Here is a 24,127-nt window from a genome sequence, read left to right as displayed (position 1 = left end):
TCGCTCGGCGGAGTTAGCTTAAGGCACAACAGCGAATTCTTCTGCGAGGTGTGCAATGGCACTCGATACATGGCTGGCCTTTTTCCTGGCCAGTTGGATCATCAGTCTCTCTCCTGGCGCTGGCGCCATCGCCTCGATGTCCAGTGGTTTGCAATACGGTTTCCTGCGCGGTTACTGGAATGCTCTGGGTCTGCAATTGGGCCTGGCGCTGCAAATTGTTGTGGTTGCGGGTGGCCTGGGCGCGATTCTCGCGGCATCTTCCACAGCCTTCTATGCGATCAAATGGTTCGGTGTGGCGTACCTGGTTTACCTGGCCATCAAGCAATGGCGTGCACTGCCCGCTGATCTGACCGATAACGCGGCGGTCCGGCCTATCGGCAAACCTTTGGCGATGGTCTTTCGCGGCTTCCTCGTCAATGCCAGCAACCCCAAGGCATTGGTGTTCATGCTGGCGGTGCTGCCACAGTTTGTGAATCCCCAGGCGCCGCTATTGATCCAGTACGTGATCCTTGGCGCGACGATGATCTGTGTGGACATGATCGTCATGGCCGGCTACACAGGCCTGGCGTCGAAAGTGTTGCGGCTGTTGCGCACACCCAAGCAGCAGAAGCGCATGAATCGCACGTTTGCCGGGTTGTTCGTAGGCGCGGCAGGCTTCCTGGCCAGTTTGCACCGCGCAACGGCCTGATTTTGGCCTAACTGAAGAAACCGGATCAAAATGTGGGAGCGGGCTTGCTCGCGAAAGTGGTGGATCAGTCGATGAATCTGTTGACTGACACTCCGCTTTCGCGAGCAAGCCCGCTCCCACATTTGTTTGTGTTGCCTGTACTTTTGGCGATCACGCCTTGAGTCAAACTCCTTAACGTTTGACAATGTGTTACTTCGTATTTCCATTTGAGATTCATTCATGACTGGCCCCTCCCGTTTCCTCGCTTGGCTGCTGTTGCCGACGTTGATGTCGTGCAGCGTCAACCTGCTGGCAGCCACCGCAGAAGGCGCACCTCAGGCGCTGCATTTGCTGGATTACATCGGCGCCGACTACCCGCCGACGGTGGAAGCGGGCAAGGTCATTGATGATTCTGAATACCGTGAGCAGGTCGAGTTTCTCGGTGTTCTGCAGGGGCTGGTGGCCGAGCTTCCAGAGAAACCCGAGCGCGCGGAATTGGTCACAGGTGTCGATGAGCTGCTGGTTGCCGTCAAGGCCCACGAGGACGGTGCAGCTGTGGCTCACCAGGCCCGGCAACTAGGTGCCAAGTTGGCAGTGGCCTATGAAGTCAGTCAGGCCCCGGCGATTACCCCGGACCCAGCGCGTGGTGCGCCGTTGTATGCCCAGCACTGTTCGGTTTGTCACGGTGACGCAGGCGCCGGCGATGGCCCGGCAGGCGTTGGTCTGACGCCGCCGCCGGCCAACCTGCGGGATGCTGCGCGCCTTGACCGCTTGAGCCTCTACGCGATCTACAACACCCTTGGGCTGGGCGTCGAGGGCACGGACATGCCGTCCTTCGCGGATCAACTGGACGATCGTCAGCGTTGGGACCTCGCCACCTATATCGCAGGCTTCACTGCCAACCCGGCTGCGGCAAAAAGCGAAAAGTCCTTTAACCTCGCTGATCTGGCACGTCAGACCCCCAACGAAGTGCTGGCCGCTGAAGGCCCAGATGCCACCGCCACCTTCCGCGCACAACGCGCACAGCCGCCGCAGGTCAAGCGTGGCCCGGCGCAGTTGCTCGACTACACCGCGACCACCCTGGACAAAAGTCTCGCCGCGTTTCGCAACGGTGATCATGAACAGGCGTACGACCTGTCGGTAGCGGCTTATCTGGAAGGCTTCGAGCTGGTTGAAAGCTCTCTGGACAACGTCGACGCCAACGTGCGCAAAGACACCGAGAAGGCCCTGATGGCTTACCGGCAGTCGCTGCAGGATGGTTTGCCGATTGAGCAGGTGGAGCAGCGCCTGGATGTGGCCAAGGGCAAGCTCAAGCAGTCCGCTGGCTTGCTGGGCAGCGATGGCTTGAGTTGGTCCTTGAGTTATATCTCCGGCTTGCTGATCTTGTTGCGAGAAGGCCTGGAAGCGATTCTGGTACTGGCGGCAATCCTCGCCTTCCTGCGTAACACCGGCCAGCAATCGGCGGTGCGCAGCGTAAACGTCGGTTGGGGCCTGGCGCTGTTGGCCGGTCTTGGGACTTGGGCCTTGGCGGCCTACGTGATTGACGTCAGCGGCGCCCAGCGTGAATTGCTGGAAGGCTGCACGGCGCTGTTTGCCAGCGTCATGGTGCTGTGGCTCGGCGTGTGGATGCATGACCGACGCCATGCGGCGGCCTGGCAGGACTACATCAAGAGCAGCCTGGTGGGCGGCGGTGGACGTTTCGGCTTTGCAGTATTGGCGTTCTTCTCGGTCTACCGCGAGCTGTTTGAAGTGATCCTGTTCTACGAAACCCTGTGGCTGCAGGCAGGTCCTGCCGGGCACAACGCGGTCCTGGCAGGCGGCGCCACGGCGCTGGTGCTGCTGGTGGGCCTGGCTTGGGTGATTCTGCGGGGTTCGGCGAAGTTGCCGCTGGCACTGTTCTTTGGCATCAACGCGGCGCTGCTGTGCGCGCTGTCGGTGGTGTTCGCCGGGCATGGCGTCAAGGCGTTGCAGGAAGCCGGCATCTTCGGCACCCGGCCGGTAGCGTTCTTCGACTTCGATTGGTTGGGCATCCACGCTGACGCCTATTCGCTGAGTGCCCAGGCGGTGGCGATTCTGGCAATCGTGGTGCTGTATGGCCGCAGTCGGCTGGCTGAAAAACGCCGAGTGACGGCATAACCATGCGCGTCTGGATCGATGCCGATGCCTGCCCACGGGCGGCCAAGGATCAGGTGGTGAAGTTTGCCCTCAAGCGCCAATTCGAAGTGGTGCTGGTGGCGGGGCAGAGCCAGATCAAACCGAGCTTCTCGTGTGTGAAGCTGATTGTGGTGCCCAGTGGCCCGGACGCCGCTGATGACTACCTCGTTGAGCACGCCGTGCCTGGCGAGTTGGTGATTTGCAGCGACGTGCCGCTGGCCGATCGCCTGGTGAAGAACGGCGTGACAGCCCTCGATCCACGCGGCAAGGAGTTCAGCCCGCAAAACATGAGTGAGCGGTTGGCGGTGCGTAACCTGTTCACTGATCTGCGGGAACAGGGCCAGATGGGCGGGGGGCCGCCGCCCCATGGCGAGAAGGAAAAACAGGCGTTTGCCAACTCACTCGACCGTATCCTCACCCGGTTGATGCGTCAGGCCTGACAGCTGGTGGCGAGGGAGCTTGCTCCCGTTGGGTGGCGAAGCCGCCCTAATTCAGTCAAAACGTGATTGCAGGTTTGGGGCTGCTGCGCAGCCCAACGGGAGCAAGCTCCCTTGCCACAGTCAGTCGTTCTCGTGGGTCAACTCCAGTACCCGATCCACCAGCTTGTTGATCCCTGACGCGACTTCGCTGATGTTTTTGCCCAGCATGTAGGCCGGAGTGCTCACGAGCTTGCGAGCCTTGTCCTCGACAATCTCGTCCACTGTGCATTCCCGGTGGGTCGCGCCCATCTTGTCCATGGCCGCTGCCGTGTCGGCGTCGTTACCAATGGTGCAGGTCACGCCTGGGCCGTAGATCTTTGCCGCCAGCGCCGGGGAGATGCAGATCAGTCCTACGGGTTTGCCCGCTTCGGCAAAGGCTTCCGCCAGTTCCAGCACCTGCGGGTTGACGCTGCACCCGGCGCCTTCGACGGCGAAGTTCGACAGGTTCTTCGCTGCTCCAAAACCTCCAGGTACGATCAGCGCGTCGAAATCCTCGGCATTGGCCTCACGAAGGTCCTTCACCTCACCCCGGGCGATGCGCGCCGACTCCACCAGCACGTTGCGCGATTCGGGCATTTCTTCACCGGTCAGGTGATTGATTACATGCAACTGCGCAATATTGGGTGCAAAACACTGAACCTGAGCGCCACGTTGGTCCAGGCGCAGCAGAGTGATCACACTTTCATGGATTTCTGCGCCGTCATACACGCCACAGCCGGAAAGGATCACTGCAATCTTTTTGCTCATGGGCATTTCTCCTGATTCATGGCGTTAAATGTCTACTTATTTGTCACTCATTGCCAATGGGATATCCAGCCACTACACCTAATCTTGATGTAACAATAATTGACCGGACTTGCCCATGGACTTCGTCCCTTATGCGGTACCGTTTTTCATTGCCTTGATCGTGGTTGAGCTGCTGGCCGACCGTTGGCGCGGTGAGCGCAATTACCGGGTGGCGGATGCCATCAATAGCCTCAGCACTGGCGTGCTGTCCACCACCACAGGGCTGCTGACCAAAGGCGTCGGGCTGCTGACCTATGCCTTCGCCCTCAAGCACCTGGCGATCATCGAATTATCGGCCCAGAACGTCTGGACTTGGGTGTTCGCCTTTGTTTTCTACGACTTCTGCTACTACTGGCTGCATCGCTGTGGCCACGAACGCAACATCCTCTGGGCCGCTCATTCGGTGCATCACCAGAGCGAGGACTACAACCTCACCACCGCGTTGCGCCAGACCAGCACCGGGTTTCTTCTGAGCTGGATCTTCTACCTGCCGTTGGCAGTGCTCGGCGTGCCGTTGTTGGTATTTATCAGTGTTGCGTCCCTCAACCTGTTGTATCAATTTTGGGTCCATACCCGCCATGTGCCCAAGCTGGGCTGGTTTGAGTGGTTTTTCGTCACACCCTCCAATCATCGGGCTCACCACGCACAGAACGCTCTCTACATGGATCGCAACTACGGCGGGGTGTTCATTATTTGGGACCGGCTGTTTGGCTCCTTCCAGGAAGAAGACGAAAACGAGCCGGTAATCTTTGGCGTGACCACGCCGCTGGCCAGTTGGAACCCGTTGTGGGCCAACCTGCAGTTTTATGCACAGCTGTGGAATGACGCGCGGCGCACCGAGAGTAGGTGGGACAAGTTGCGTATCTGGTTCATGCGCACTGGCTGGCGGCCGGCGGACGTGGCGGCGAAGTACCCGCTGGCCAAGCCGGACCTGAGTCAGTTCCGCAAATTCGAGGTGCCGCTGGACGCTCGCCAGCAGATTTACATCGCCCTGCAATTCGCCGCTTACGTGGGCTTGGGCAGCTATTTGATGAATTTTGGCGAAGGGCTGCCAACCGCCGCCCTGGTGCTGGGCTGGAGTGCGATGGTGCTGGGGTTGTTTACCCTGGGAGTGGCGCTGGAGAATCGCCCGTGGGCGTTGAAGGCCGAATTATTGCGCCTGGCGCTGAATGTGCCGCTGGTGTGGCTGGCGCCGCTGGTCGGTTTGTGGCCGGCCAGCCCGTTGGGCTGGCTGGGCCTGCTCAGCTACAGTCTGCTTAGCATCATCGGCCTCTACTGCTGCAGAGACCGGCTTACTCGACTGGCGTCGTAGGCTCTTTCTTTTGCTCGGCCAGCTGTTGTTCAGCCAGCCGAGCCTTTGCATCGGCACAGGCCTGGCGCGTCAAGCGGGCATTCTTGATGCGGCGCCGCAGCCACAAGCCCAAGCCCAGTACCAGCAGGGCGCCGAGCACCCATAGCTCGTACTTCTTGACGCTACCCAGCATGCCTTCGAGTACGGCGCCGAAATGGTAGGCCGCCGCTCCCAACGCTGCGGCCCACACAGCTGCACCGATACCATTGAGCAGTAGATAGCGTCCCGGCGGATAGCCTGACAGACCAATGGCTACGGGCATCACCGTGCGCAAACCGTAGACAAAACGGAAGCTCAGCACCCAGATATCCGGGTGCTTGCGGATATGTTCCAGGGCGCGATCGCCCATCAATTGCCAGCGCGGTTTGCGGGCCAGCAGCTTGCGGCCATGCTTGCGCCCCAGGAAGTACCACAACTGGTCGCCGGCGTAGCTGCCGAAAAAGGCAACGACCACCACCAGGTTGATATCCATGTATCCGCGGAACGCCAAGAAGCCTGCGAGGACCAAAATGGTTTCGCCTTCGAAGAACGTGCCTAGGAAGAGGGCAAAGTAGCCAAAGTCATGCAGAAATTGTTGGAGCATTGTCTGGGTGCTGGCGAAATGAACGCGCAGCCTACGCCTTCGTGAACATTCATGAAAGTATCGAGATGTGTCACGAAGTGAACAATTCCTACAAAAACTAGGAATGCGACTACAGGTCGCATGGGTAAGCACAACTGTAATTCCTTCGTCATAATGGCCGCTTATAACTGTCACGCTCGCCCGTCAAGCCGGGCTCAGGAGTCTGCCGTGAGCTTTACCCCTTCCAATCGTCTGTTTCCCGCCACCCGCCTGCGCCGCAATCGTCGTGATGATTTCTCTCGCCGCCTGGTTCGTGAAAACGTTCTGACGGTAGATGATCTGATCCTGCCGGTTTTTGTGCTGGACGGTGAAAATCGTCGGGAAGCGGTGGCCTCGATGCCGGGTGTGGAGCGCTTGACCATTGATCTGCTGCTGATCGAGGCGGCGAACTGGGTTGAGTTGGGGATTCCAGCCTTGGCGTTGTTTCCGGTCACGCCTTCTGAGCTTAAATCCCTGGATGCCGCCGAAGCCTGGAACCCGGAAGGTATCGCCCAGCGCGCCACCCGTGCCCTGCGTGAGCGCTTTCCGGAACTGGGGGTGATCACCGATGTGGCGCTGGACCCGTTCACCACCCACGGGCAGGATGGCATTCTCGACGAAGAAGGCTATGTTCAGAACGACATCACTGTGGATGCGCTGGTCAAGCAGGCCTTGTCCCACGCCGCCGCAGGCGCCCAGGTGGTTGCGCCGTCGGACATGATGGACGGTCGCATCCAGGCGATCCGCGAGGCCCTGGAGCTGGCTGACCACGTCAATGTGCGAATCATGGCCTATTCGGCCAAGTACGCCAGTGCCTATTACGGGCCGTTCCGCGATGCGGTAGGTTCGGCGCTGAACCTGGGCAAGGCTAATAAAGCCTCGTACCAGATGGACCCTGCCAACAGCCATGAAGCCCTGCACGAAGTGGCGGCCGACCTGGCCGAAGGCGCCGACATGGTGATGGTCAAGCCTGGGATGCCGTACCTGGACATCCTTTATCGGGTCAAAGAGGAATTCAAGGTGCCGACCTTTGTCTATCAGGTCAGCGGTGAATACGCCATGCACATGGCCGCGATCCAGAATGGTTGGTTGAGTGAAGGGGTGATCCTCGAATCCCTGACTGCCTTTAAACGTGCGGGGGCTGATGGCATCCTGACTTACTTTGCCGCCCGCGCCGCCCAATTGCTTAGAGAGCAACAATAGCCCTCACAGGAACACTCGATGAATACCGAAGGACTCTCAGAAGTTGCAGTAAAAGACGCTCACCCGGTGGTCGAACAAGTCACCGAGACGCCACCGGAGCTGGAGCCCGCACCGCCTGCCGTAGTGGCGGAGGTGCACGCCGTGACACCGGCGATCGCGATTCCGAACCTGGATGACAGCAGTCTGTACATCCATCGTGAGCTGTCACAACTGCAATTCAACATCCGCGTGCTGGAACAGGCGCTGGATGAGTCCTACCCGCTGCTGGAGCGGCTGAAGTTCCTGCTGATCTTCTCCAGCAACCTGGACGAGTTCTTCGAGATTCGTGTCGCCGGCCTCAAGAAACAGATCACCTTCGCCCGTGAACAGGCGGGTGCCGATGGCTTGCAACCGCATCAAGCCCTGGCGCGCATCAGCGAGCTGGTGCACGGGCATGTCGATCGCCAATACGCGATCCTCAACGACATTCTGTTGCCGGAGTTGGAAAAACATCAGGTTCGTTTCATCCGTCGCCGACACTGGACCACCAAGATCAAGACGTGGGTGCGCCGCTTTTTCCGCGATGAGATCGCTCCGATCATCACCCCCATCGGTCTGGACCCGACGCACCCGTTCCCGTTGCTGGTGAACAAGAGTTTGAACTTCATCGTCGAGCTGGAAGGTATCGACGCCTTCGGTCGCGATTCGGGCTTGGCGATCATTCCGGCACCGCGTCTGCTGCCACGGATCATCAAGGTACCGGAAGAAGTGGGGGGCGCTGGCGATAACTATGTATTCCTCTCGTCGATGATCCACGCCCACGCCGATGACCTGTTCCAGGGCATGAAGGTCAAGGGCTGCTACCAGTTCCGTCTGACCCGTAACGCCGACCTGGCACTGGACTCCGAAGACGTCGAAGACTTGGCCCGTGCCCTGCGCGGCGAGCTGTTCTCCCGGCGTTACGGTGATGCAGTGCGCCTGGAAGTGGCAGATACCTGCCCTAAACACCTGTCGGACTACCTGCTCAAGCAGTTCAACCTGGGCGAGACCGAGCTGTATCAGGTCAACGGTCCGGTGAACCTGACGCGTCTGTTCAGCATCACCGGCCTGGACAGTCATCCGGAGCTGCAATACACGCCTTTCACCCCGCAGATCCCGAAACTGCTGCAAAACAGCGAGAACATCTTCAGCGTGGTCAGCAAGCAGGATATTTTGCTGCTGCACCCGTTTGAGTCGTTTACCCCGGTGGTCGACCTGCTGCGCCAGGCCGCCAAGGACCCGCATGTCCTGGCCGTGCGCCAGACCCTGTACCGCAGCGGTGCCAACTCGGAAATCGTCGATGCACTGGTGGACGCGGCGCGTAACGGCAAGGAAGTGACCGCCGTCATCGAATTGCGTGCGCGCTTCGACGAAGAGTCCAACCTGCAACTGGCCAGCCGCCTGCAAGCGGCTGGTGCGGTGGTGATCTACGGTGTGGTTGGATTCAAGACCCACGCCAAGATGATGCTGATCCTGCGCCGTGAAGCCGGTGAGATCGTGCGTTACGCCCACTTGGGCACCGGCAACTACCACGCCGGCAACGCCAAGCTTTACACCGACTACAGCTTGCTGACCTCCGACGACGCTTTGTGCGAAGACGTTGGCAAACTGTTCAGCCAGTTGATCGGCATGGGCAAGACCTTGCGCATGAAGAAGCTGCTGCATGCGCCGTTCACCCTGAAGAAGGGCATGCTCGACATGATTGCCCGGGAAACCCAGTTCGCCCTCGAAGGCAAGCCAGCGCACATCATCGCCAAGTTCAACTCGCTGACCGACCCGAAGATCATCCGCGCGCTGTACAAGGCCAGCCAGTCTGGGGTGCGTATCGACCTGGTGGTGCGTGGCATGTGCTGCTTGCGTCCGGGGATTGCCGGCGTCTCGCACAACATCCATGTGCGTTCGATCATCGGCCGCTTCCTGGAACACACACGGGTGTTCTACTTCCTCAATGGCGGTGAAGAGCAGATGTTCCTCTCCAGTGCTGACTGGATGGAGCGCAACCTCGACAAGCGTGTGGAGACTTGCTTCCCGGTGGAGGGCAAGAAGCTGATCATGCGGGTCAAGAAGGAATTGGAGAGTTATCTCACGGATAACACCCACAGCTGGAGCCTGCAGTCGGACGGCCGCTACGTGCGCAACACGCCGACCGGCAACCAGAACCCGCGCAGCGCCCAGGCGACGTTGCTGGAGCGGTTGGGTAGCCCGATTCTGACGGTGAACTAAGCACTGGCACGATCCTAAAAATGTGGGAGCCGGGCTTGCCCGCGATTACGGAGTGTCAGCCAACACATTAATTGGCTGATCCACCGCTATCGCGGGCAAGCCCGGCTCCCACATCTGTTTGTCGGTGGCCTTTAGGGCTATCAGCGCACGTTCAGGCTGAACCCAACCCGCGTCAGCCACTCGGCTTCCTGGGCGAAGTCCGCCTGGGTCAGTTGGTTTTCATCCAGCCAGTTCTTCGGGAACACCACGTCCAGGCTGTGACCATGGGCGCGAAGGGTCACCTGGGGCATTTCCTGGGTGCCGCGAATGTGGTGGAACAGGATCGCGAAGCGCAGCAGCGCACACAGGCGGATCAGCTTGATGCCATCGTCGCCGAACTCGGCGAATTTATCCTTGGGGATATTGCGCCGATGACCGCGCACCAGTAGCGCGAGCATTTGCTGGTCTTCCCGGGAAAACCCGGCCAGGTCCGAGTGTTCGATCAGGTAGGCGCCATGCTTGTGGTAATGGTAGTGGGCGATGTCCAGACCCACTTCATGGACCTTGGCCGCCCAACCCAGCAGTTCGCGCCAGACGCCGTCTTCCAAGTCCCAGTCTTCAGCCACTTGATCAAAGGCATGCAGCGCCTTGCGCTCAACTCGTGCCGCCTGCTCCAGGTCGACATGGTAGCGCTCCATCAACGAACTGAGAGTGCGCTCACGGACGTCTTCATGATGATGGCGGCCCAGCAGGTCATAGAGCACGCCTTCGCGCAGGGCGCCGTCGCAGTGGTCCATGCGTTGCAGTTCGAGGGCGTCGAAGATCGCTTCGAGAATCGCCAGGCCAGCGGGGAAGATTGCCCGGCGATCCGGCTTGATGCCGTCGAAGTCGATTTTCTCGGCGTCCCCTAACTTGAACAGCTTGCGCTTGAGCCAGGCTAGCCCTTCGGCGTTGACCTCGCCGGTACCGTGGCCGCCGGCCTTGAGGGCCAGGCCGATGGCGCGGATGGTGCCGGACGAGCCAATGGCTTCATCCCAGGTCAGGCGGTGCAGGGCGTGCTCGATGCTCATGATCTCCAGCCGAGCAGCTGTATAAGCCTGGGCGTAACGGGCCGGAGTGATCTTGCCGTCCTTGAAATAGCGCTGGGTATAGCTGACGCAACCCATCTGCAGGCTTTCGCGCAGCAGTGGCTCGAAACGCTGGCCGATGATGAACTCGGTACTGCCGCCGCCGATGTCTGCCACCAGGCGCTTGCCTGGGGTGTCGGCCAGGGTGTGGGACACGCCGAGGTAGATCAGGCGCGCTTCTTCACGGCCGGAGATGACTTCCACCGGGTGCCCGAGGATTTCCTCGGCGCGGCGGATGAACTCGCCACGGTTGCGGGCTTCACGCAGGGCGTTAGTGCCGACAATGCGTACAGCGCCCAGGGGCATGCCGTTGATCAGTTGGGCGAAGCGCTTGAGACAATCGAGCCCGCGCTGCATGGACTCTTCATTGAGCTGACGCTCGTCGTCGATCCCGGCAGCCAATTGTACTTTCTCGCCGAGCCGCTCAAGGATGCGGATCTCGCCGTTCTGGGCCTTGGCCACGACCATGTGAAAACTGTTGGAGCCCAGGTCGATGGCGGCGATCAGGGACAGATTCTTGGCTTGGGATTGCGGCATGGGTAAGGGATCTCGGTCGATAACCTTGCCATCGTGCCACGATCAACCGCTGACGCCAACGCGTAGTGCTTGGGGAATTTTTCTAGCGTTGTCTGTGAACAAGTTCTGCGGGAAATGTAGGGGAACTCCTCAAGCGCCTGGCGATTAGGTCTTAGAGCGTCGAGTGAATTCAAAAATCGTTAGCGCTCATCATCCTTCACGATTTTGCCTACATTGAATGTTCAATTGTTTTAGCCGATTTATTGTCGGGTACTACTACTTGTTTTGGTTAAATGGGCAGTTGTTGTTTACAGGTCCCACAGTGACCGAAGTGTTGTCTTATTCTTTTTAAGTGTGCTGAAGGGCGAGACTGTCATCCGGCAATCATGCCGTGGTGTTATTTATTTATGGTTTTGTATTTCAAGGATGATCAGCTGTCGGGCGAGGAATGGCCAGGCTCATAATAAAAAACGCCTGAAGTCTTCTAATGACAGGTGAACATGAAAAAAATATTTGGTTTGACTATGGGTGTTATTTGCCTGGCAGCAAGTCTCAGTGCTCAAGCAACGACCGTTGCGCAGTTGGTGGTCAGGGGTACGATCACGCCGGCGGCATGTAACCTGAGCCTGGCGGGTGGCGGGATCATCGACTACGGCGTGATCCGTTCCGGGGAGCTGTCCCAAACGGCCTTCAACCCCCGTGAAGAGAGGACGACCTCGCTGGTTGTCAACTGTGGGGCGACACCCGCAAAGTTCGGCCTGGCCCTGACTGATCTGCAGGCTGGCAGCAAGGTACCCGGAATATTGGGTACCGGCTTTACCGAGGCCCAGAACTACGGACTGGGCGCTGTGGGTACCCGCCGTACTGGCGGCTACTCGGTCACCCTCAGGGACCTGAGGTCGTCGGGTGTCGTGCTGAACCCGATCATGCGCGTCAGCAACGGTGCCTGGCAGAACAGTGATGGCAAAGTCGCCCAAACACCTAGCCAGTATTCATGGCGCAACGGAGTGACCGTTACTCCCGCTTCGATCGCTCAACTGACGGGTGTTATTGCTGTAAAAGCCGTGATCAACAGGGCGCAAGATTTGGATCTCACCCGGGATGTTACTTTGGATGGGCGCGCCACTTTAGTATTAAGTTACATCTAACTACCTAAAAAGCAGCCGATATTGATACGGGAGTCGTCAGGAAACTTCTGTTTCTTATCGGCTGGCCTCGTGCGCGTATTTGTTTTTCTAATTGTTTACTCTGAATGTTGCGGGGAAAGCCTGGTGAGTAGTCGTTCAAGAATAAGTATGACGCTGTTGGGGTGTGCAGGTTTGTATTTTTATTTGTCCGCTATGGCCATGGCAGATGGTATGCAGCCTGAAACAACCGTTGTTGTTCTTTATGAAGAGGACGCAGAGGCGACAATCACGATCAAGAATACAGACGCAGGCCCGGCATTGCTTCACTCGGTGGTCGAGAATGTACCCGAGGATCTGGAGCCTTTATTGATCGTTACGCCACCCATTACTCGGGTAGAGGGTGGCGATACACAGCTTGTCCGTTTCATCAGCACCTCGAAGGTGCCACTCAAGACCCAACGGTTGAAGCGCGTTTCGTTCGAAGGCATTCCCCAGGCGCGTGTTCCGGGCGGGGCGACCATCGGCATTACCCTTCGGCAGAACTTGCCGTTGATCCTGCATCCCCAAGGTTTACCGAGGCACCAGACGCCTTGGGAGTTGTTGACGTGGAAACGGGACGGTGAGCGCTTGACCGTTCACAACGATAGCGCCTACGTCGTGCGTCTGGCGCTGGAGGTGCAACTGCTTCCGCAAAAACACCTGGCCACATTGCCGCGTACTTACATTTTGCCTGGCGAAGTCCTGACGGCAGCCGTGGATGGGCCATTGAAAGATCTGGCCTCGGTGGAGATTCAACCGGCCACGGTCTATGGGTTTTCGGTAGACAGCTACCGCGCGCCCGTCATTGCCGATGCGCGTTGATCGGATTATGAAAAAACCAAAGAAGGCGAACCGTACCTACTATGTACCGAACGCTGGCACTTCAGTCTTCAGGCCTTGCTGCTCAAAGATTTTCATGGGGCTTGCGACACTGTGGGGGTTACCGGGCTATGTCTCTGCCATTGAGCTGGGAGAGGGCTTTGACCTTGCTGCCTTAACCTCTCATGGGATTGACCCGCAGGTTTCCGAATACTTTCGCAGTGCGGCGCGTTTTCGCGAGGGTGTCCATGTGGTGGGGCTGCGGGTCAACGGGAATCCTCTGGGGTTGGTAGATGCCCGCTTCGACTATCAGGGACAGCTGTGTTTCACCCCTGGATTGCTGGACAAAGCCGGCCTGTTGAAGCCGTCTGGAATCATTCGTGAGGGCATTACACCTGACCAGGCCTGTCATGACTTCCTCGGTGAGTTCCCTGCGACGATGGTGAGGCTGCGTCCGAGCAGCGATGAGGTCACGCTGGTGGTGCCCACCCAATCGTTACGTGAGCCCGAATGGGAGGCCGGCAGTTTTTCCCGGGACGGGGCGGCGGCTCTGTTCAATTACGACGTGCTGGGTTTTGATACTCGGTCACGGGGTGATTCCAGCCGCTTTATGTCGGCTTACACCGAAGCGGGCTTCAACCTTGGCAGCTGGATTGTTCGCAGTCGCCAATTCTATGTTTCCGACAATGGCAAGACCAGTACCGAGCATGTGCATGCCTTTGCCCAGCGTGATATCGCCGCGTTGCAGTCGACTTTTCAGGTAGGCCAGATATCGAGCAATAACCCGGTGTTCGGCGGGTTGCAGTTATCCGGATTCCAGTTTTCCCCCGACGGCCAGTTACGCACGCCTGCGGGCAGCAACGATGTGGTAGTCGAGGGGCTGGCCCAAAGCCAATCACGTATTGAGGTGCGTCAGGCTGGGGCATTGATCTACAGCACCTTGGTGCCGGAAGGTCCGTTCAAGCTGACAGGGTTGCCGTTGCTCAATGGCACGAGCGACCTTGAAGTGAGCGTTATTGACGTTCGTGGTGCAAGGCGCAGTTTTGTTGTGCCAGCCGCCTCCTTTCGCGGGGCGGCTCCGGTAACGCCTGGTTATTACATGTCGCTGGGCAAGGTGCGCGAGTCATCGGTCGACGGACACGAGCAACCGGTGGTGGCCATGGCCAGTGGGACTTGGGGGCTGGGGCAGGCGTCGTCCCTGGGGTTCGGCCTGTTGAGTACCGATGAGTATCAGGCGGCGGGCGGTACCCTGAACAGCATTTTTTTCCAGCGAGTGGCCGTCGGGGTGCGTCATAACCTGTCCCGCGATGGTCGGGATTCGGTGTCCGGGGCACGCAGTACGCTTTCCCTGAGCAGCCCGCTGTTTGCCGATATTGACATGAGCCTGAGTGCAACCTCCCAGACCCGTGGTTATCGCGAGGTACTTGAAGCCGGTCAGTCGTCGAGGGGGGACGCTTTTGATGGACGTTTCAGGAATCAATACACGACGGGCTTGAGCTGGGCCGACCCCCTCCTGGGGGGCTTCTCTCTCAATTACACACGCAGTTCGCAATTTGACGGACGCTCCGTAGAACACGTATTTGCTTCCTGGAACAAGGGATTCAGACACGCTGACGTGGCATTGATCGCAGATTCGCAAGTGGGCGGTTCACGGCGCCGCAGTCACGACAAACCTGCTGGCAGGGCGCGCGATGAGCTGTTGGACGAGGGCGTTTCCATTCGACTGCAGGTCAGCATTCCCTTGGGCGAAGACCGTCGTCTTGTTTCCTATGCCAGTCGTCGGGGCGACAGGCTCGACGCCGGTACATCGCTCAGTGAACGGGTCAATGAATATGTGAACTACGAGGTGGGCATCGAGCGCGACCTGAACGATCGTGAGCAAGCCATGCGGGGCCATGTGGACGTGATGCCGCGTTATACGCGTGTCGGGTTGGGTGTGAGCCGTGACCCATTGAGCACCAGTTACACAGGTCAGCTTCAAGGTGGCGTTGTGGCCCATGCGCGTGGGCTGACATTTTCACCTTATGCTGTTCAGGACACGTTTGGCATCGTCTCGGTGGGCGATATCGGGTCCGCCAAGGTCGCGACCCCGCTGGGCCCAGTATGGACGGATTACAGTGGCCAAGCGGTGATTGCCGGGCTACCGGCTTATAGCAGTAGCCGTGTGGAAGTGCAGACCCAATCCCTACCCAAGCGCATCGACCTGAAGAACGGCGCCAAAGTGCTCGCCGCCGGGCGGGGCTCTTTCAATAACGTGGATTTTGAGGTGGTGAAAGTTCGCCGCCTGTTGCTTGAGGTGCGTGACGAACAAGGCCTGCCACTGCCTCAGGGAGCCTCGGTGTTCGACAAGGACAACACCTTCCTGACCAGCGTCGCAGGCGAGGGGATGGTCTTCCTCAGTAATGTGAGTGAGCTGAAAACCCTAAAGGTTTCACTACCGGACTCAACCACCTGCCTGCTGCAACTGAACCTTGAGCAAGAGCCCAACCATGACAAACTCTACGAAACCGCTCCGGCGATCTGCCATGCGCCGTGAGCCTGTAAATAGCCTTGAAGCCGGAAGTCAGCGGTGGGGGCCAGTGCTGCTATGCGTTGCCGTCTTGATGGCGAGTGAAGCGCAGGCCGATACCTGTCGGTTGTCCTTGAGCCAGCCTCGAGTTGATTATGGCGTTATCCATCGTACTGAGCGGATGGAGGGGGCGTCTGGTCGGCAGTCTTTAGGCAAGCGGACCCTGCACTTGAATGTTGTTTGTACTGATCCTTCGGTAATGGCGTTGCGTTTTAACGGTATGCCGGCGGATGGGCACGGGTTCCAGTTCGGGCGCCAGGGGCGTTTCATCTTGAGTCTCAAGCAGGCGCAGGTCGATGGGCGCGATGTCGAGTGGGTCGTTGCGCAATTGCCGGGCGAGCCTGCAAGCGGACGTCTCTTGCCCGGCCAGACGCTGGTTGCACGAGCCGCCGGAACAAGGGTGGCTGGCCGCCGGTTGACGGCACAGGTCGATATTGATGTCGACCTGCCGTCTGCGGCGCTTGCCGTGCGCAACGAAACATTGCTCGAGGGGCTGGGAGGGTTTGAGCTGGTCAGCCTGGCTGTTCCACCGAGCCGATGAAGTTGGCCAGTTCGGCTGTCTGCGGTTGGGCGAACAGGGTTTTCGGATCGCCCACTTCGTGGACTTTGCCCTGGTGCATGAACACCAGTTTGTCACCCACTTCCCGAGCAAAGCGCATCTCGTGGGTGACCATGATCAGGGTCATGCCATCCTTGGCCAGTTGCCGGACCACGCCGAGCACTTCATTGACCAATTCCGGGTCGAGGGCCGAGGTGATTTCATCGCATAGCAGCACCTTGGGCGACATGGCGAGCGCCCGGGCGATGGCCACCCGCTGTTGCTGGCCGCCGGACAAACGATCAGGAAACGCGTCGAACTTTTCTCCCAGCCCGACCCGCTCCAGCATCTGCCGTGCCAGTTGCGCGGCCTTGGCCTTGGGCACTTTTTGCACCACCTGGGGCGCCAGCATGACGTTCTCACCTACCGTCAGGTGCGGGAACAGGTTGAACTGCTGGAACACCATGCCGACTTTTTGCCGCAGGCTGCGCAGGTCGGCGCGGGCGGCATCGAGGTATTCACCGTCGACTTCGATCACCCCGTCATTGATCGACTCCAGGCCGTTGAGCGTGCGCAGCAAGGTGGATTTGCCCGAACCGCTGCGGCCGATGATCGCCACCACCTGGCCTTCTTCGACACTCAGGTCAATGCCCTTGAGTACATGGTGATCACCGTAATATTTGTGCAGGGCGGAAATTCTAAGCAGAGGCATGCAGTCTCCTTTCCAGGTAGCGCGCGCTGAGGGACAAGGGGTAGCAGAGCAGGAAATAACCGAGCGCCACCAAGCCATAGACCATGAAGGGTTCGAAGGTCGCGTTGGCGAGCATCCCGCCAGTCTTGGTCAGTTCGGTGAAGCCGATGATCGAGGTCACGGCGGTGCCTTTGACCACCTGCACCGAGAAGCCCACGGTGGGCGCTACGGCAATACGCAGGGCTTGGGGCAGGATCACATAGCGCAATTGTTCATAAGGGCTGAGGGCCAGGCTCGCTGATGCTTCCCATTGCCCGTGGGCGATGGACTCGACGCAGCCGCGCCAAATCTCCGCCAGGTAGGCGCTGGTAAACAGGGTCAAGGCGATCGCTGCCGCCAGCCAGGGCGAAATATCCACCCCCAGCAACGCCACGCCGAAGAACACTAGGAACAACTGCATCAACAGCGGCGTGCCCTGGAACAGTTCGATCCAGGTACGGGCGAGATTGCGTGGGAAGGCCTTGGTGCTGATACGCAGGGTCATCACCAGTAATCCCACCAGACCTCCACCGATAAACGCCACCAGTGAGAGCAACAAGGTCCATTGCAGGCCAATCAGCAGGTTGCTCACGATGTCCCAGAAGGAGAAGTCACTCATCGGTTGCTCCTCTGAATGTACCGTCGGCCGATCCAGTTCAATAACTGGCGGATCATCAAGGCCATGCACAGGTAAATCAGGGTGGTCAGGGCATAGGTTTCGAAGGCTCGGAAGTTGCGGGACTGGATGAAGTTGGCGGCAAAGCTCAGCTCCTCGGTGGCAATCTGCGAACAGACCGCCGAGCCGAGCATCACGATGATGATCTGACTGCTCAAAGCCGGCCAGACCTTGCCCAGCGCCGGCAGCAGCACCACATGGCGGAATGCTTCGAACCGGGTCATCGCCAGCGCCGCCGCAGCTTCCAGCTGCCCGCGCGGAATGGCCTGGATCCCGGCGCGAATAATCTCGGTGGAGTAGGCGCCCAGGTTGATCACCATCGCCAGTACCGCTGCCTGCCATTCGGAAATCTGTACGCCGAGGGAGGGCAGGCCGAAGAAGATGAAAAACAACTGCACCAAAAACGGCGTGTTGCGGATCAACTCGACATACACCCCGAAGATCCAGCACAACGGCTGGATTTTCCACGCCCGTGCCACCGCGCCGACGATCCCCAGGGCCACTCCAAGCACCGCACCGATGGCGGTCAGCTCAAGCGTGAACAGCGCACCGCGCAGCAACAGATCGGTATTGGCCAGGACCGGCACAAAATCGAATTGATAGGCCATATCTAACCCTCGTTGCGCCGATCAGAGATCTGCCGGCAGCGGCTCTTTGAGCCACAGTTTCGCGTTCTTTTCCAAGCTGCCGTCGGCCTTGGCGGCGACGAGGATCTGGTTGATCTTGTCCAGCAGCGCCGGCTCGTTTTTGTTCACACCTACATAGACGGGTGAGTCCTTGAGCTTCACTTTCAGCGCCGGCACACGCTTGGGACTGCGCTCGCTGATGGCGACCATCACCACGTTGCCGCTGGCGATCAGGTCAACCTGGCCGGCTAGGTAGGCGGCGATGGTCGAGTTGTTGTCTTCGAAGCGCTTGATCGTGGCCTCTTTGGGCGCGACGGCGGTCAGCTCGATGTCTTCGATGGCGCCACGGGTCACGCTGATGGTTTTGCCCTTGAGGTCATCGACGGTGCTGATAGGCGCATCCGGCGGGCCAAATACGGCGAGGTAGAAGGGCGCATAGGCCTTGGAGAAATCGATGACTTTCTCCCGCTCGGCATTCTTGCCCAGGCTGGAAATCACCAGGTCGACTTTGCCGGTGGTGAGGAATGGGATGCGATTGGTGCTGTTGACCGGCGTCAGTTCAAGCTTGACCTTGAGTTGGTCGGCCAGCAGTTTTGCGGTGTCGATGTCCAGGCCACGGGGCTTCATATCCGGACCGACCGAACCGAACGGCGGGAAATCCTGGGGCACGGCCACCTTGAGGGTGCCACGGGCGACGATATCGTCCAGGCCGTTGGCTTGGGCGGGCGCCTGGCTCAGCATCAGGCTGGCAAACAGGGCGGTGAGCAGGGCGCTGCAACGCTTGGTCATGGCAACTCTCCGAAACGGGCGAAGGAACTTTCTGGTTTCTGCCAGTGCACAGCCCATGCCATCACTCTGTGAAACGCTTGAGAGGGTCGAATCTATTGAGCTTCGGCGGTCTTACTGGTCTGAACAGTTGCGTTGGTTTTTGCACCCTTTTCGAGCGCCGCTAAAACCCTGCGAGCCCCTTTGGGGCGTGGCTTGCCGGCTTGCGCGAATAGCTTTACAACTAGCCGCTTAGTTGACTGGAACCTTGAGTTTTTTATGAATTTCATCGCGCAGGCCGTACCGGAAGTAGCGTTGCAAGCTATCCGCAAACTGATCGCTGATGAGGGCTTTGGGCCGGGCGATGCGTTGCCATCCCAACGCGACCTGGCGCTGCAATTGGGCGTGAGTCGCGCTTCGTTACGCGAAGCGTTGTCTTCTCTCAGTGCGCTGGGCGTGGTCAGCGTGCAGCCGGGTAAAGGTGTGTTCGTGCAAGCGATTGAGGAACTGCCGGGTCTTGCCTGGCCTTTTGCTGCGCAGGCAACGCCGTTGGATATCTTTCAACTGCGCTATGCCCTGGAAGGGTTTGCAGCAGGGCTGGCAGCGGTGACGTTGACCACCGATCAGTTGGATCTTCTGGACGATAATGTCGAGGCCATGCGCAAGGAGCTCAAGGCCGGCGATTTTGAGGAGGCGGCGCGGTTGGACTTCGAATTCCACCAGCGCATTCTGCTGGCCAGCGGCAATCAGGCGATGGTCAGCATTCTCAGTGCCAGCGCCGAGGTGTTTCTGGAGAGTCAAAAGCTACCGTTCATCCGGCCGGAGCGAGCCATGGAGACCTGGCAGGAACACCGCAAGATCCTCCGTGCCCTGGCTCGGCGCGCCAGTGCCGCAGCGCAGAAAACCATGCAGGAGCACGTACGCAATGCGGCGCTTCGTACCGGCATTGCCTTCATCACTCCCGTAACCCCATGAGTTGGGCTATACCCAAACTCATGCGCCATCATAGGAAGAGTCAATCAGCTGCGGCTTCCTGAACGCGGGAAGGGCGGCTATGATGGGCAACGTTTTTTTTGCTTACAACCCGGAGACATCCATGAGCAACGATCTTATCAAGCACGTCACCGACGCGACCTTTGAGGCAGAAGTACTCAAGGCCCAAGGCCCGGTGCTGGTTGACTACTGGGCTGAGTGGTGTGGTCCTTGCAAAATGATCGCTCCGGTTCTGGACGACATTGCTACCGCCTACGAAGGCAAGTTGACCATTGCCAAGCTGAACATCGACGACAACCAGGAAACCCCGGCCAAGCACGGCGTGCGTGGTATCCCGACGCTGATGCTGTTCAAGAACGGCAACGTCGAAGCCACCAAGGTCGGCGCACTGTCGAAGTCCCAGTTGCAAGCTTTCCTCGACGCCAACATCTAAGCGTCGTCAAAAAAGCCCCGCAAATCGCGGGGCTTTTTCGTGAAACAGGGCTAGACGCTCTGAAACTCAGGTGGTACATTCGGCCCCGCACTGGTTTCTCCACTGCCCCCTGCAAGCCGTCGCCGACGCATTCCTTTTCGATTAGTACGCGATCCTGTCGCCTTCTCTGCGGCGCGGCCTCATTAAGCCAAAAGCTTAATTTCCCCCCCTCCATAAATGATTACGTCATTCCTATATGAATCTGACTGAACTCAAGCAAAAGCCGATTACCGAACTGCTCGAATTGGCCGAACAGATGGGCATAGAAAATATGGCCCGTTCGCGCAAGCAGGACGTGATTTTCTCCCTGCTGAAAAAGCACGCGAAAAGCGGCGAGGAAATCTCCGGTGATGGCGTGCTGGAGATTCTCCAGGACGGCTTCGGCTTTCTCCGCTCTGCAGACGCCTCCTATCTTGCCGGCCCAGACGATATCTACGTCTCGCCGAGCCAGATCCGTCGCTTCAACTTGCGTACCGGTGACACCATCGTTGGCAAGATCCGTCCTCCGAAGGAAGGCGAGCGTTATTTCGCCCTGCTCAAGGTCGACACGATCAACTTCGATCGTCCCGAGAACGCGAAAAACAAGATTCTCTTCGAGAACCTGACGCCGCTGTTCCCGACCGTGCGCATGAAGATGGAAGCCGGTAATGGTTCCACCGAAGACTTGACCGGTCGTGTCATCGACCTGTGCGCCCCGATCGGCAAAGGCCAGCGCGGCCTGATCGTTGCACCGCCGAAAGCCGGTAAGACCATCATGCTGCAGAACATCGCAGCGAACATCGCGCGTAACAATCCTGAAGTTCATCTGATCGTATTGTTGATCGACGAACGTCCGGAAGAAGTAACCGAAATGCAGCGCACCGTGCGCGGCGAAGTCGTTGCCTCGACGTTCGATGAGCCACCAACCCGCCACGTGCAGGTTGCTGAGATGGTGATCGAGAAGGCCAAGCGCCTGGTCGAGCACAAAAAAGACGTGGTGATCCTGCTCGACTCCATCACCCGTCTGGCTCGCGCCTACAACACTGTGATCCCGAGCTCCGGCAAGGTCCTCACCGGTGGTGTCGATGCCCACGCCCTGGAGAAACCGAAACGTTTCTTCGGCGCCGCGCGGAACATTGAAGAAGGCGGTTCGCTGACCATCATCGCTACCGCGCTGGTTGAAACCGGTTCGAAGATGGACGAAGTGATCTACGAAGAATTCAAAGGTACCGGCAACATGGAATTGCCTTTGGATCGTCGTATCGCGGAAAAACGTGTGTTCCCAGCCATCAACATCAACCGTTCCGGTACCCGCCGCGAAGAGTTGCTGACGGCCGACGACGAACTGCAGCGCATGTGGATCCTACGCAAGCTGCTGCACCCGATGGACGAAGTAGCGGCCATCGAGTTCCTGATCGACAAGCTGAAAACCACCAAGACCAACGACGAGTTCTTCTTGTCGATGAAGCGCAAATAACGCGACTTCTCAGGTCAAAAAGAATGGCGCCCTTTGGGGCGCCATTTTTTTTGTGTTGAAAAAGGGAGGATTGAGCGCTGCGCGTGTCAGTTATGAAACAAAAAAGGCGAGCACGACTACACTCGCTTCCATCCGTAACTGGCAGACAATAAGATTTATGACCACGCTTGCTTATCGAAGAGATATTGACGGCCTACGCGCAATCGCCGTCATCGCTGTTGTGCTGTTTCACTTTGGTGTTCCAGGCTTCACAGGCGGCTTTGTTGGCGTCGACATTTTTTTTGTGATTTCCGGTTACCTGATTACGTCGATCATCTGGCGGGAGCGCCAGGCTCAGCGTTTCAGTTTTGTGGGTTTCTGGGCCCGGCGCGCACGGCGGATCCTGCCAGCATTGTTCGTGATGATGCTCGGCGCTCTGGTGGCGGGATGGTTTCTGCTTGCGCCCAAGGACTACGACGAGCTGGGGCGCTCGGTGCACTATCAAGTGGTGTTCACCTCAAACCTGCTGTTTATGCGCCAGGACGGCTATTTTGATGCGGCCTCCGACCTTAAACCCCTGCTGCACACTTGGTCATTGTCGGTCGAAGAGCAGTTCTACATCATTTTTCCGCTGCTGCTGGCGTTGTTGTCGAGCCGCTTGAAACACTGGCGCATGGCCCTGTTCGTGGTGTTGCTGGGGTCTTTCGTCCTGAGTGTGTGGGCGGTGGCTCACTATCCCGAGAAGGCCTTTTACCTGTTGCCAATGCGTGCCTGGGAGCTGTTGGCCGGTTCGATGCTGGCGGTAGTGCCCACGCGGGAGTGGCGCGCGAGCCCGGCGTTGGCGCAGACGGTCAGTCTGGCCGGCCTCGGCCTGATTCTGCTGGCGATATTTGCTTATGACCCGAGTACTCCTTTTCCTGGAGCCGCCGCCTTATTGCCGGTCGTGGGCGTGGTCTGCTTGATCTGGGCCAACGGCCAGCAATTGACCCTGACGGGTAAGCTGTTGGGCAGCCGTTTGATGGTGGGTGTGGGGCTGATTTCCTACTCGTGGTACCTGTGGCATTGGCCGGTATTCGTATTCGGCAACTATGCCAGTGTTGATGGTCTGGGCCCTTGGCAACTCGGCGGCCTGTTTCTGTTGAGCCTGTTGTTGGGGTACGGGTCCTGGCGTTTTATCGAGGCGCCGTTTCGCGAACGGCGGTTGTTGGCAGGACGGCGGCAGATCCTGGCAGCGGCAGGCATCGCGATCCTTGCGTTGGGGCTAGTCGGAAAAAACCTGGGGTGGGCGGATGGGGTGCCTTGGCGATTGTCGCCCGAGGCATTGCAATTCGCCCAGGCGCGTACGTGGAGCCCTGAGTTGATGGCCTGCTTGTCGGACGACAAGAAAAACAACCACCGTGAGCTTTGCCGTTTTGGTCCTCAGTTGGGAGCGACACGTGCTTTGGTCTGGGGCGACAGTCATGCCTCAGCCTTGATCCCGGCTCTGGAAGATGGCGTGAGCAAGTATGGCGTCAGCGTCACCGAGGCCGGTTATTCCGGCTGTGTGCCTTTCAGCAGGCAAGAAAGTACGCCTGGATGCGTGAATTTCAACCAACGAGTCACCCAAGTGTTGAGTCAGGAAGCGTTCAGCGATGTGGTGCTGGTGGCGCGTTGGAGCTTGTATGTCTATGGGGAGCGCTCTGGCGATACCGGCGCCTCGCTGCTGGACCCGACGACCGGGAAATATGATCGTGCCATCGCCGAGCAGCGTTTTAGCGAGGCCTTGCGCACTTTGGTGCAGCAAGTGCGTGCCAGCGGTCGTCGGGTGTGGTTGGTCAAGGAAGTGCCGCTGCAAGACTTCAGCGTGCCCTATCGACTCAGTCGCTTGGCGATGCTGGGGCGACCTACCGACCGAGAGGGCCTACCGCTGGAGGATCATCTCAAGCGTCAGGCCTATATCAGCAGCGTGTTCGAGCAAATCGCCGCAACTGACCCCGGGGTGAGGCTGCTGGATCCTGCGCCGCGACTGTGTAATGCAACCGGTTGGTGCCGCGTGGAGTTTGGCGGGCGAACCCTGTACACCGACGACAATCATCTCTCGGACGTAGGCTCGCGGTATGTCGAGGCGTTCCTTGAACCTTTGTTCCTTAGCCTGCGCCCTGAAACCGAGGAGTCGTCTCTTTAGTCATGTGTCGCCTGCAATGCTGCTCAATAAGCTGCCAGCGGCCGTAAGAGCAGGTAGGATGTACGCCTAT

General features: G+C 58.8%; 21 protein-coding genes. 14 read left to right on the top strand and 7 right to left on the bottom strand.

Features of this window, described 5'->3' with window-relative positions; all coding sequences use genetic code 11:
• Positions 1-55 precede the first annotated feature (55 nt).
• The 3 genes from HKK55_RS24410 (at position 56) to HKK55_RS24400 (ending at position 3,261) form a co-directional block, all read left to right on the top strand.
• Complete coding sequence (locus tag HKK55_RS24410) at positions 56-688, top strand: LysE family transporter (protein WP_169356942.1); 633 nt, start codon at positions 56-58, stop codon at positions 686-688.
• Positions 689-907: 219 nt separating this feature from the next.
• Positions 908-2,803: a cytochrome c/FTR1 family iron permease gene (locus HKK55_RS24405; protein WP_169356941.1), complete on the top strand. Its 1,896-nt coding sequence runs from the start codon at positions 908-910 to the stop codon at positions 2,801-2,803.
• Between the two features lie 2 nt (positions 2,804-2,805).
• Positions 2,806-3,261, top strand: coding sequence for a YaiI/YqxD family protein (locus tag HKK55_RS24400; RefSeq protein ID WP_155582505.1), 456 nt, complete (start codon positions 2,806-2,808; stop codon positions 3,259-3,261).
• 120 nt (positions 3,262-3,381) lie between these two features.
• On the opposite strand, the gene elbB is transcribed toward HKK55_RS24400, so the two are convergent.
• On the bottom strand, positions 3,382-4,047 hold the full coding sequence (gene elbB, locus HKK55_RS24395) for an isoprenoid biosynthesis glyoxalase ElbB (RefSeq protein ID WP_169356940.1): 666 nt from the start codon (positions 4,045-4,047) through the stop codon (positions 3,382-3,384).
• A 115-nt stretch (positions 4,048-4,162) separates the two neighbouring features.
• Here elbB and HKK55_RS24390 point away from each other — a divergent pair, with 115 nt between their 5' ends.
• The gene (locus tag HKK55_RS24390) at positions 4,163-5,398 is read left to right on the top strand and encodes a sterol desaturase family protein (RefSeq protein WP_169356939.1); all 1,236 of its coding nucleotides are present in this window, start codon (positions 4,163-4,165) and stop codon (positions 5,396-5,398) included.
• Here HKK55_RS24390 and HKK55_RS24385 read toward each other — a convergent pair.
• Complete coding sequence (locus HKK55_RS24385; protein ID WP_169356938.1) at positions 5,379-6,020, bottom strand: DedA family protein; 642 nt, start codon at positions 6,018-6,020, stop codon at positions 5,379-5,381. The genes HKK55_RS24390 and HKK55_RS24385 overlap by 20 nt on opposite strands.
• 207 nt (positions 6,021-6,227) lie before the next feature.
• On the opposite strand from HKK55_RS24385, the gene hemB reads away from it, so the two are divergent.
• A complete protein-coding gene (gene hemB, locus HKK55_RS24380) occupies positions 6,228-7,241 on the top strand; it encodes a porphobilinogen synthase (protein WP_169356937.1) in 1,014 nt (337 codons plus the stop codon).
• Between the two features lie 18 nt (positions 7,242-7,259).
• On the top strand, positions 7,260-9,482 hold the full coding sequence (ppk1, locus tag HKK55_RS24375) for a polyphosphate kinase 1 (protein ID WP_169356936.1): 2,223 nt from the start codon (positions 7,260-7,262) through the stop codon (positions 9,480-9,482).
• Between the two features lie 140 nt (positions 9,483-9,622).
• Here the strand turns inward: ppk1 and ppx are convergent, their stop codons facing one another.
• On the bottom strand, positions 9,623-11,125 hold the full coding sequence (gene ppx / locus HKK55_RS24370) for an exopolyphosphatase (protein WP_169356935.1): 1,503 nt from the start codon (positions 11,123-11,125) through the stop codon (positions 9,623-9,625).
• Positions 11,126-11,604: 479 nt separating this feature from the next.
• Here ppx and HKK55_RS24365 point away from each other — a divergent pair, with 479 nt between their 5' ends.
• The 4 genes from HKK55_RS24365 to HKK55_RS24350 all read left to right on the top strand — a co-directional run bounded on the left by HKK55_RS24365 (position 11,605) and on the right by HKK55_RS24350 (position 16,199).
• Positions 11,605-12,252, top strand: a complete 648-nt coding sequence (locus HKK55_RS24365) for a DUF1120 domain-containing protein (protein ID WP_169356934.1) — start codon at positions 11,605-11,607, stop codon at positions 12,250-12,252.
• Positions 12,253-12,399: 147 nt separating this feature from the next.
• Positions 12,400-13,092 carry a fimbria/pilus chaperone family protein gene (locus tag HKK55_RS24360; RefSeq protein WP_169356933.1) on the top strand — a complete coding sequence of 231 codons (693 nt, stop codon included), beginning with the start codon at positions 12,400-12,402 and terminating at the stop codon, positions 13,090-13,092.
• 94 nt (positions 13,093-13,186) lie between these two features.
• Complete coding sequence (locus HKK55_RS24355) at positions 13,187-15,625, top strand: fimbria/pilus outer membrane usher protein (protein WP_169356932.1); 2,439 nt, start codon at positions 13,187-13,189, stop codon at positions 15,623-15,625.
• A gap of 67 nt (positions 15,626-15,692) precedes the next feature.
• Positions 15,693-16,199 (top strand): hypothetical protein, encoded by a 507-nt coding sequence (locus HKK55_RS24350; protein WP_169357945.1) that lies wholly within the window; start codon positions 15,693-15,695, stop codon positions 16,197-16,199.
• Here the strand turns inward: HKK55_RS24350 and HKK55_RS24345 are convergent.
• The 4 genes from HKK55_RS24345 to HKK55_RS24330 are packed head-to-tail and all read right to left on the bottom strand — an operon-like array spanning position 16,171 to position 19,017.
• The gene (locus HKK55_RS24345; RefSeq protein ID WP_169356931.1) at positions 16,171-16,908 is read right to left on the bottom strand and encodes an amino acid ABC transporter ATP-binding protein; all 738 of its coding nucleotides are present in this window, start codon (positions 16,906-16,908) and stop codon (positions 16,171-16,173) included. The genes HKK55_RS24350 and HKK55_RS24345 overlap by 29 nt on opposite strands.
• Positions 16,895-17,545 (bottom strand): amino acid ABC transporter permease, encoded by a 651-nt coding sequence (locus HKK55_RS24340; protein WP_169356930.1) that lies wholly within the window; start codon positions 17,543-17,545, stop codon positions 16,895-16,897. The genes HKK55_RS24345 and HKK55_RS24340 overlap by 14 nt, the downstream gene beginning before the upstream one ends.
• Complete coding sequence (locus HKK55_RS24335) at positions 17,542-18,210, bottom strand: amino acid ABC transporter permease (protein WP_169356929.1); 669 nt, start codon at positions 18,208-18,210, stop codon at positions 17,542-17,544. The genes HKK55_RS24340 and HKK55_RS24335 overlap by 4 nt, the downstream gene beginning before the upstream one ends.
• 21 nt (positions 18,211-18,231) lie before the next feature.
• Positions 18,232-19,017 (bottom strand): transporter substrate-binding domain-containing protein, encoded by a 786-nt coding sequence (locus tag HKK55_RS24330; protein WP_169356928.1) that lies wholly within the window; start codon positions 19,015-19,017, stop codon positions 18,232-18,234.
• A 255-nt stretch (positions 19,018-19,272) separates the two neighbouring features.
• Here HKK55_RS24330 and HKK55_RS24325 point away from each other — a divergent pair, with 255 nt between their 5' ends.
• The 4 genes from HKK55_RS24325 to HKK55_RS24310 all read left to right on the top strand — a co-directional run bounded on the left by HKK55_RS24325 (position 19,273) and on the right by HKK55_RS24310 (position 24,057).
• A complete protein-coding gene (locus tag HKK55_RS24325; RefSeq protein WP_169356927.1) occupies positions 19,273-19,968 on the top strand; it encodes a FadR/GntR family transcriptional regulator in 696 nt (231 codons plus the stop codon).
• Between the two features lie 121 nt (positions 19,969-20,089).
• Positions 20,090-20,419: a thioredoxin TrxA gene (gene trxA, locus HKK55_RS24320; RefSeq protein WP_169356926.1), complete on the top strand. Its 330-nt coding sequence runs from the start codon at positions 20,090-20,092 to the stop codon at positions 20,417-20,419.
• Between the two features lie 235 nt (positions 20,420-20,654).
• Positions 20,655-21,914, top strand: a complete 1,260-nt coding sequence (rho, locus tag HKK55_RS24315; RefSeq protein WP_017845130.1) for a transcription termination factor Rho — start codon at positions 20,655-20,657, stop codon at positions 21,912-21,914.
• A gap of 157 nt (positions 21,915-22,071) precedes the next feature.
• Positions 22,072-24,057 (top strand): acyltransferase family protein, encoded by a 1,986-nt coding sequence (locus HKK55_RS24310; protein WP_169356925.1) that lies wholly within the window; start codon positions 22,072-22,074, stop codon positions 24,055-24,057.
• Positions 24,058-24,127 lie beyond the last annotated feature (70 nt).

The sequence above is a fragment of the Pseudomonas sp. ADAK18 genome, assembly GCF_012935695.1.
In the GTDB taxonomy this organism is placed as follows: Bacteria; Pseudomonadota; Gammaproteobacteria; order Pseudomonadales; family Pseudomonadaceae; genus Aquipseudomonas.
Note: the sequence above shows the minus strand (reverse complement) of the source record. Positions and strands in the feature narration are given on the sequence as shown.

Excerpts from the sequence above, each read along its gene's own strand:
- HKK55_RS24405 (WP_169356941.1), top strand. The coding sequence starts at position 908 with ATGACTGGCCCCTCCCGTTTCCTCGCTTGGCTGCTGTTGCCGACGTTG.
- trxA (WP_169356926.1), top strand. The coding sequence starts at position 20,090 with ATGAGCAACGATCTTATCAAGCACGTCACCGACGCGACCTTTGAGGCA.
- ppk1 (WP_169356936.1), top strand. The coding sequence starts at position 7,260 with ATGAATACCGAAGGACTCTCAGAAGTTGCAGTAAAAGACGCTCACCCG.
- HKK55_RS24400 (WP_155582505.1), top strand. The coding sequence starts at position 2,806 with ATGCGCGTCTGGATCGATGCCGATGCCTGCCCACGGGCGGCCAAGGAT.
- elbB (WP_169356940.1), bottom strand. The coding sequence starts at position 4,047 with ATGAGCAAAAAGATTGCAGTGATCCTTTCCGGCTGTGGCGTGTATGAC.
- HKK55_RS24325 (WP_169356927.1), top strand. The coding sequence starts at position 19,273 with ATGAATTTCATCGCGCAGGCCGTACCGGAAGTAGCGTTGCAAGCTATC.
- HKK55_RS24360 (WP_169356933.1), top strand. The coding sequence starts at position 12,400 with ATGACGCTGTTGGGGTGTGCAGGTTTGTATTTTTATTTGTCCGCTATG.
- HKK55_RS24355 (WP_169356932.1), top strand. The coding sequence starts at position 13,187 with ATGGGGCTTGCGACACTGTGGGGGTTACCGGGCTATGTCTCTGCCATT.
- HKK55_RS24335 (WP_169356929.1), bottom strand. The coding sequence starts at position 18,210 with ATGGCCTATCAATTCGATTTTGTGCCGGTCCTGGCCAATACCGATCTG.
- HKK55_RS24365 (WP_169356934.1), top strand. The coding sequence starts at position 11,605 with ATGAAAAAAATATTTGGTTTGACTATGGGTGTTATTTGCCTGGCAGCA.
- HKK55_RS24310 (WP_169356925.1), top strand. The coding sequence starts at position 22,072 with ATGACCACGCTTGCTTATCGAAGAGATATTGACGGCCTACGCGCAATC.
- HKK55_RS24340 (WP_169356930.1), bottom strand. The coding sequence starts at position 17,545 with ATGAGTGACTTCTCCTTCTGGGACATCGTGAGCAACCTGCTGATTGGC.
- HKK55_RS24330 (WP_169356928.1), bottom strand. The coding sequence starts at position 19,017 with ATGACCAAGCGTTGCAGCGCCCTGCTCACCGCCCTGTTTGCCAGCCTG.
- HKK55_RS24385 (WP_169356938.1), bottom strand. The coding sequence starts at position 6,020 with ATGCTCCAACAATTTCTGCATGACTTTGGCTACTTTGCCCTCTTCCTA.
- HKK55_RS24350 (WP_169357945.1), top strand. The coding sequence starts at position 15,693 with ATGGCGAGTGAAGCGCAGGCCGATACCTGTCGGTTGTCCTTGAGCCAG.
- HKK55_RS24345 (WP_169356931.1), bottom strand. The coding sequence starts at position 16,908 with ATGCCTCTGCTTAGAATTTCCGCCCTGCACAAATATTACGGTGATCAC.
- rho (WP_017845130.1), top strand. The coding sequence starts at position 20,655 with ATGAATCTGACTGAACTCAAGCAAAAGCCGATTACCGAACTGCTCGAA.
- HKK55_RS24410 (WP_169356942.1), top strand. The coding sequence starts at position 56 with ATGGCACTCGATACATGGCTGGCCTTTTTCCTGGCCAGTTGGATCATC.
- HKK55_RS24390 (WP_169356939.1), top strand. The coding sequence starts at position 4,163 with ATGGACTTCGTCCCTTATGCGGTACCGTTTTTCATTGCCTTGATCGTG.
- ppx (WP_169356935.1), bottom strand. The coding sequence starts at position 11,125 with ATGCCGCAATCCCAAGCCAAGAATCTGTCCCTGATCGCCGCCATCGAC.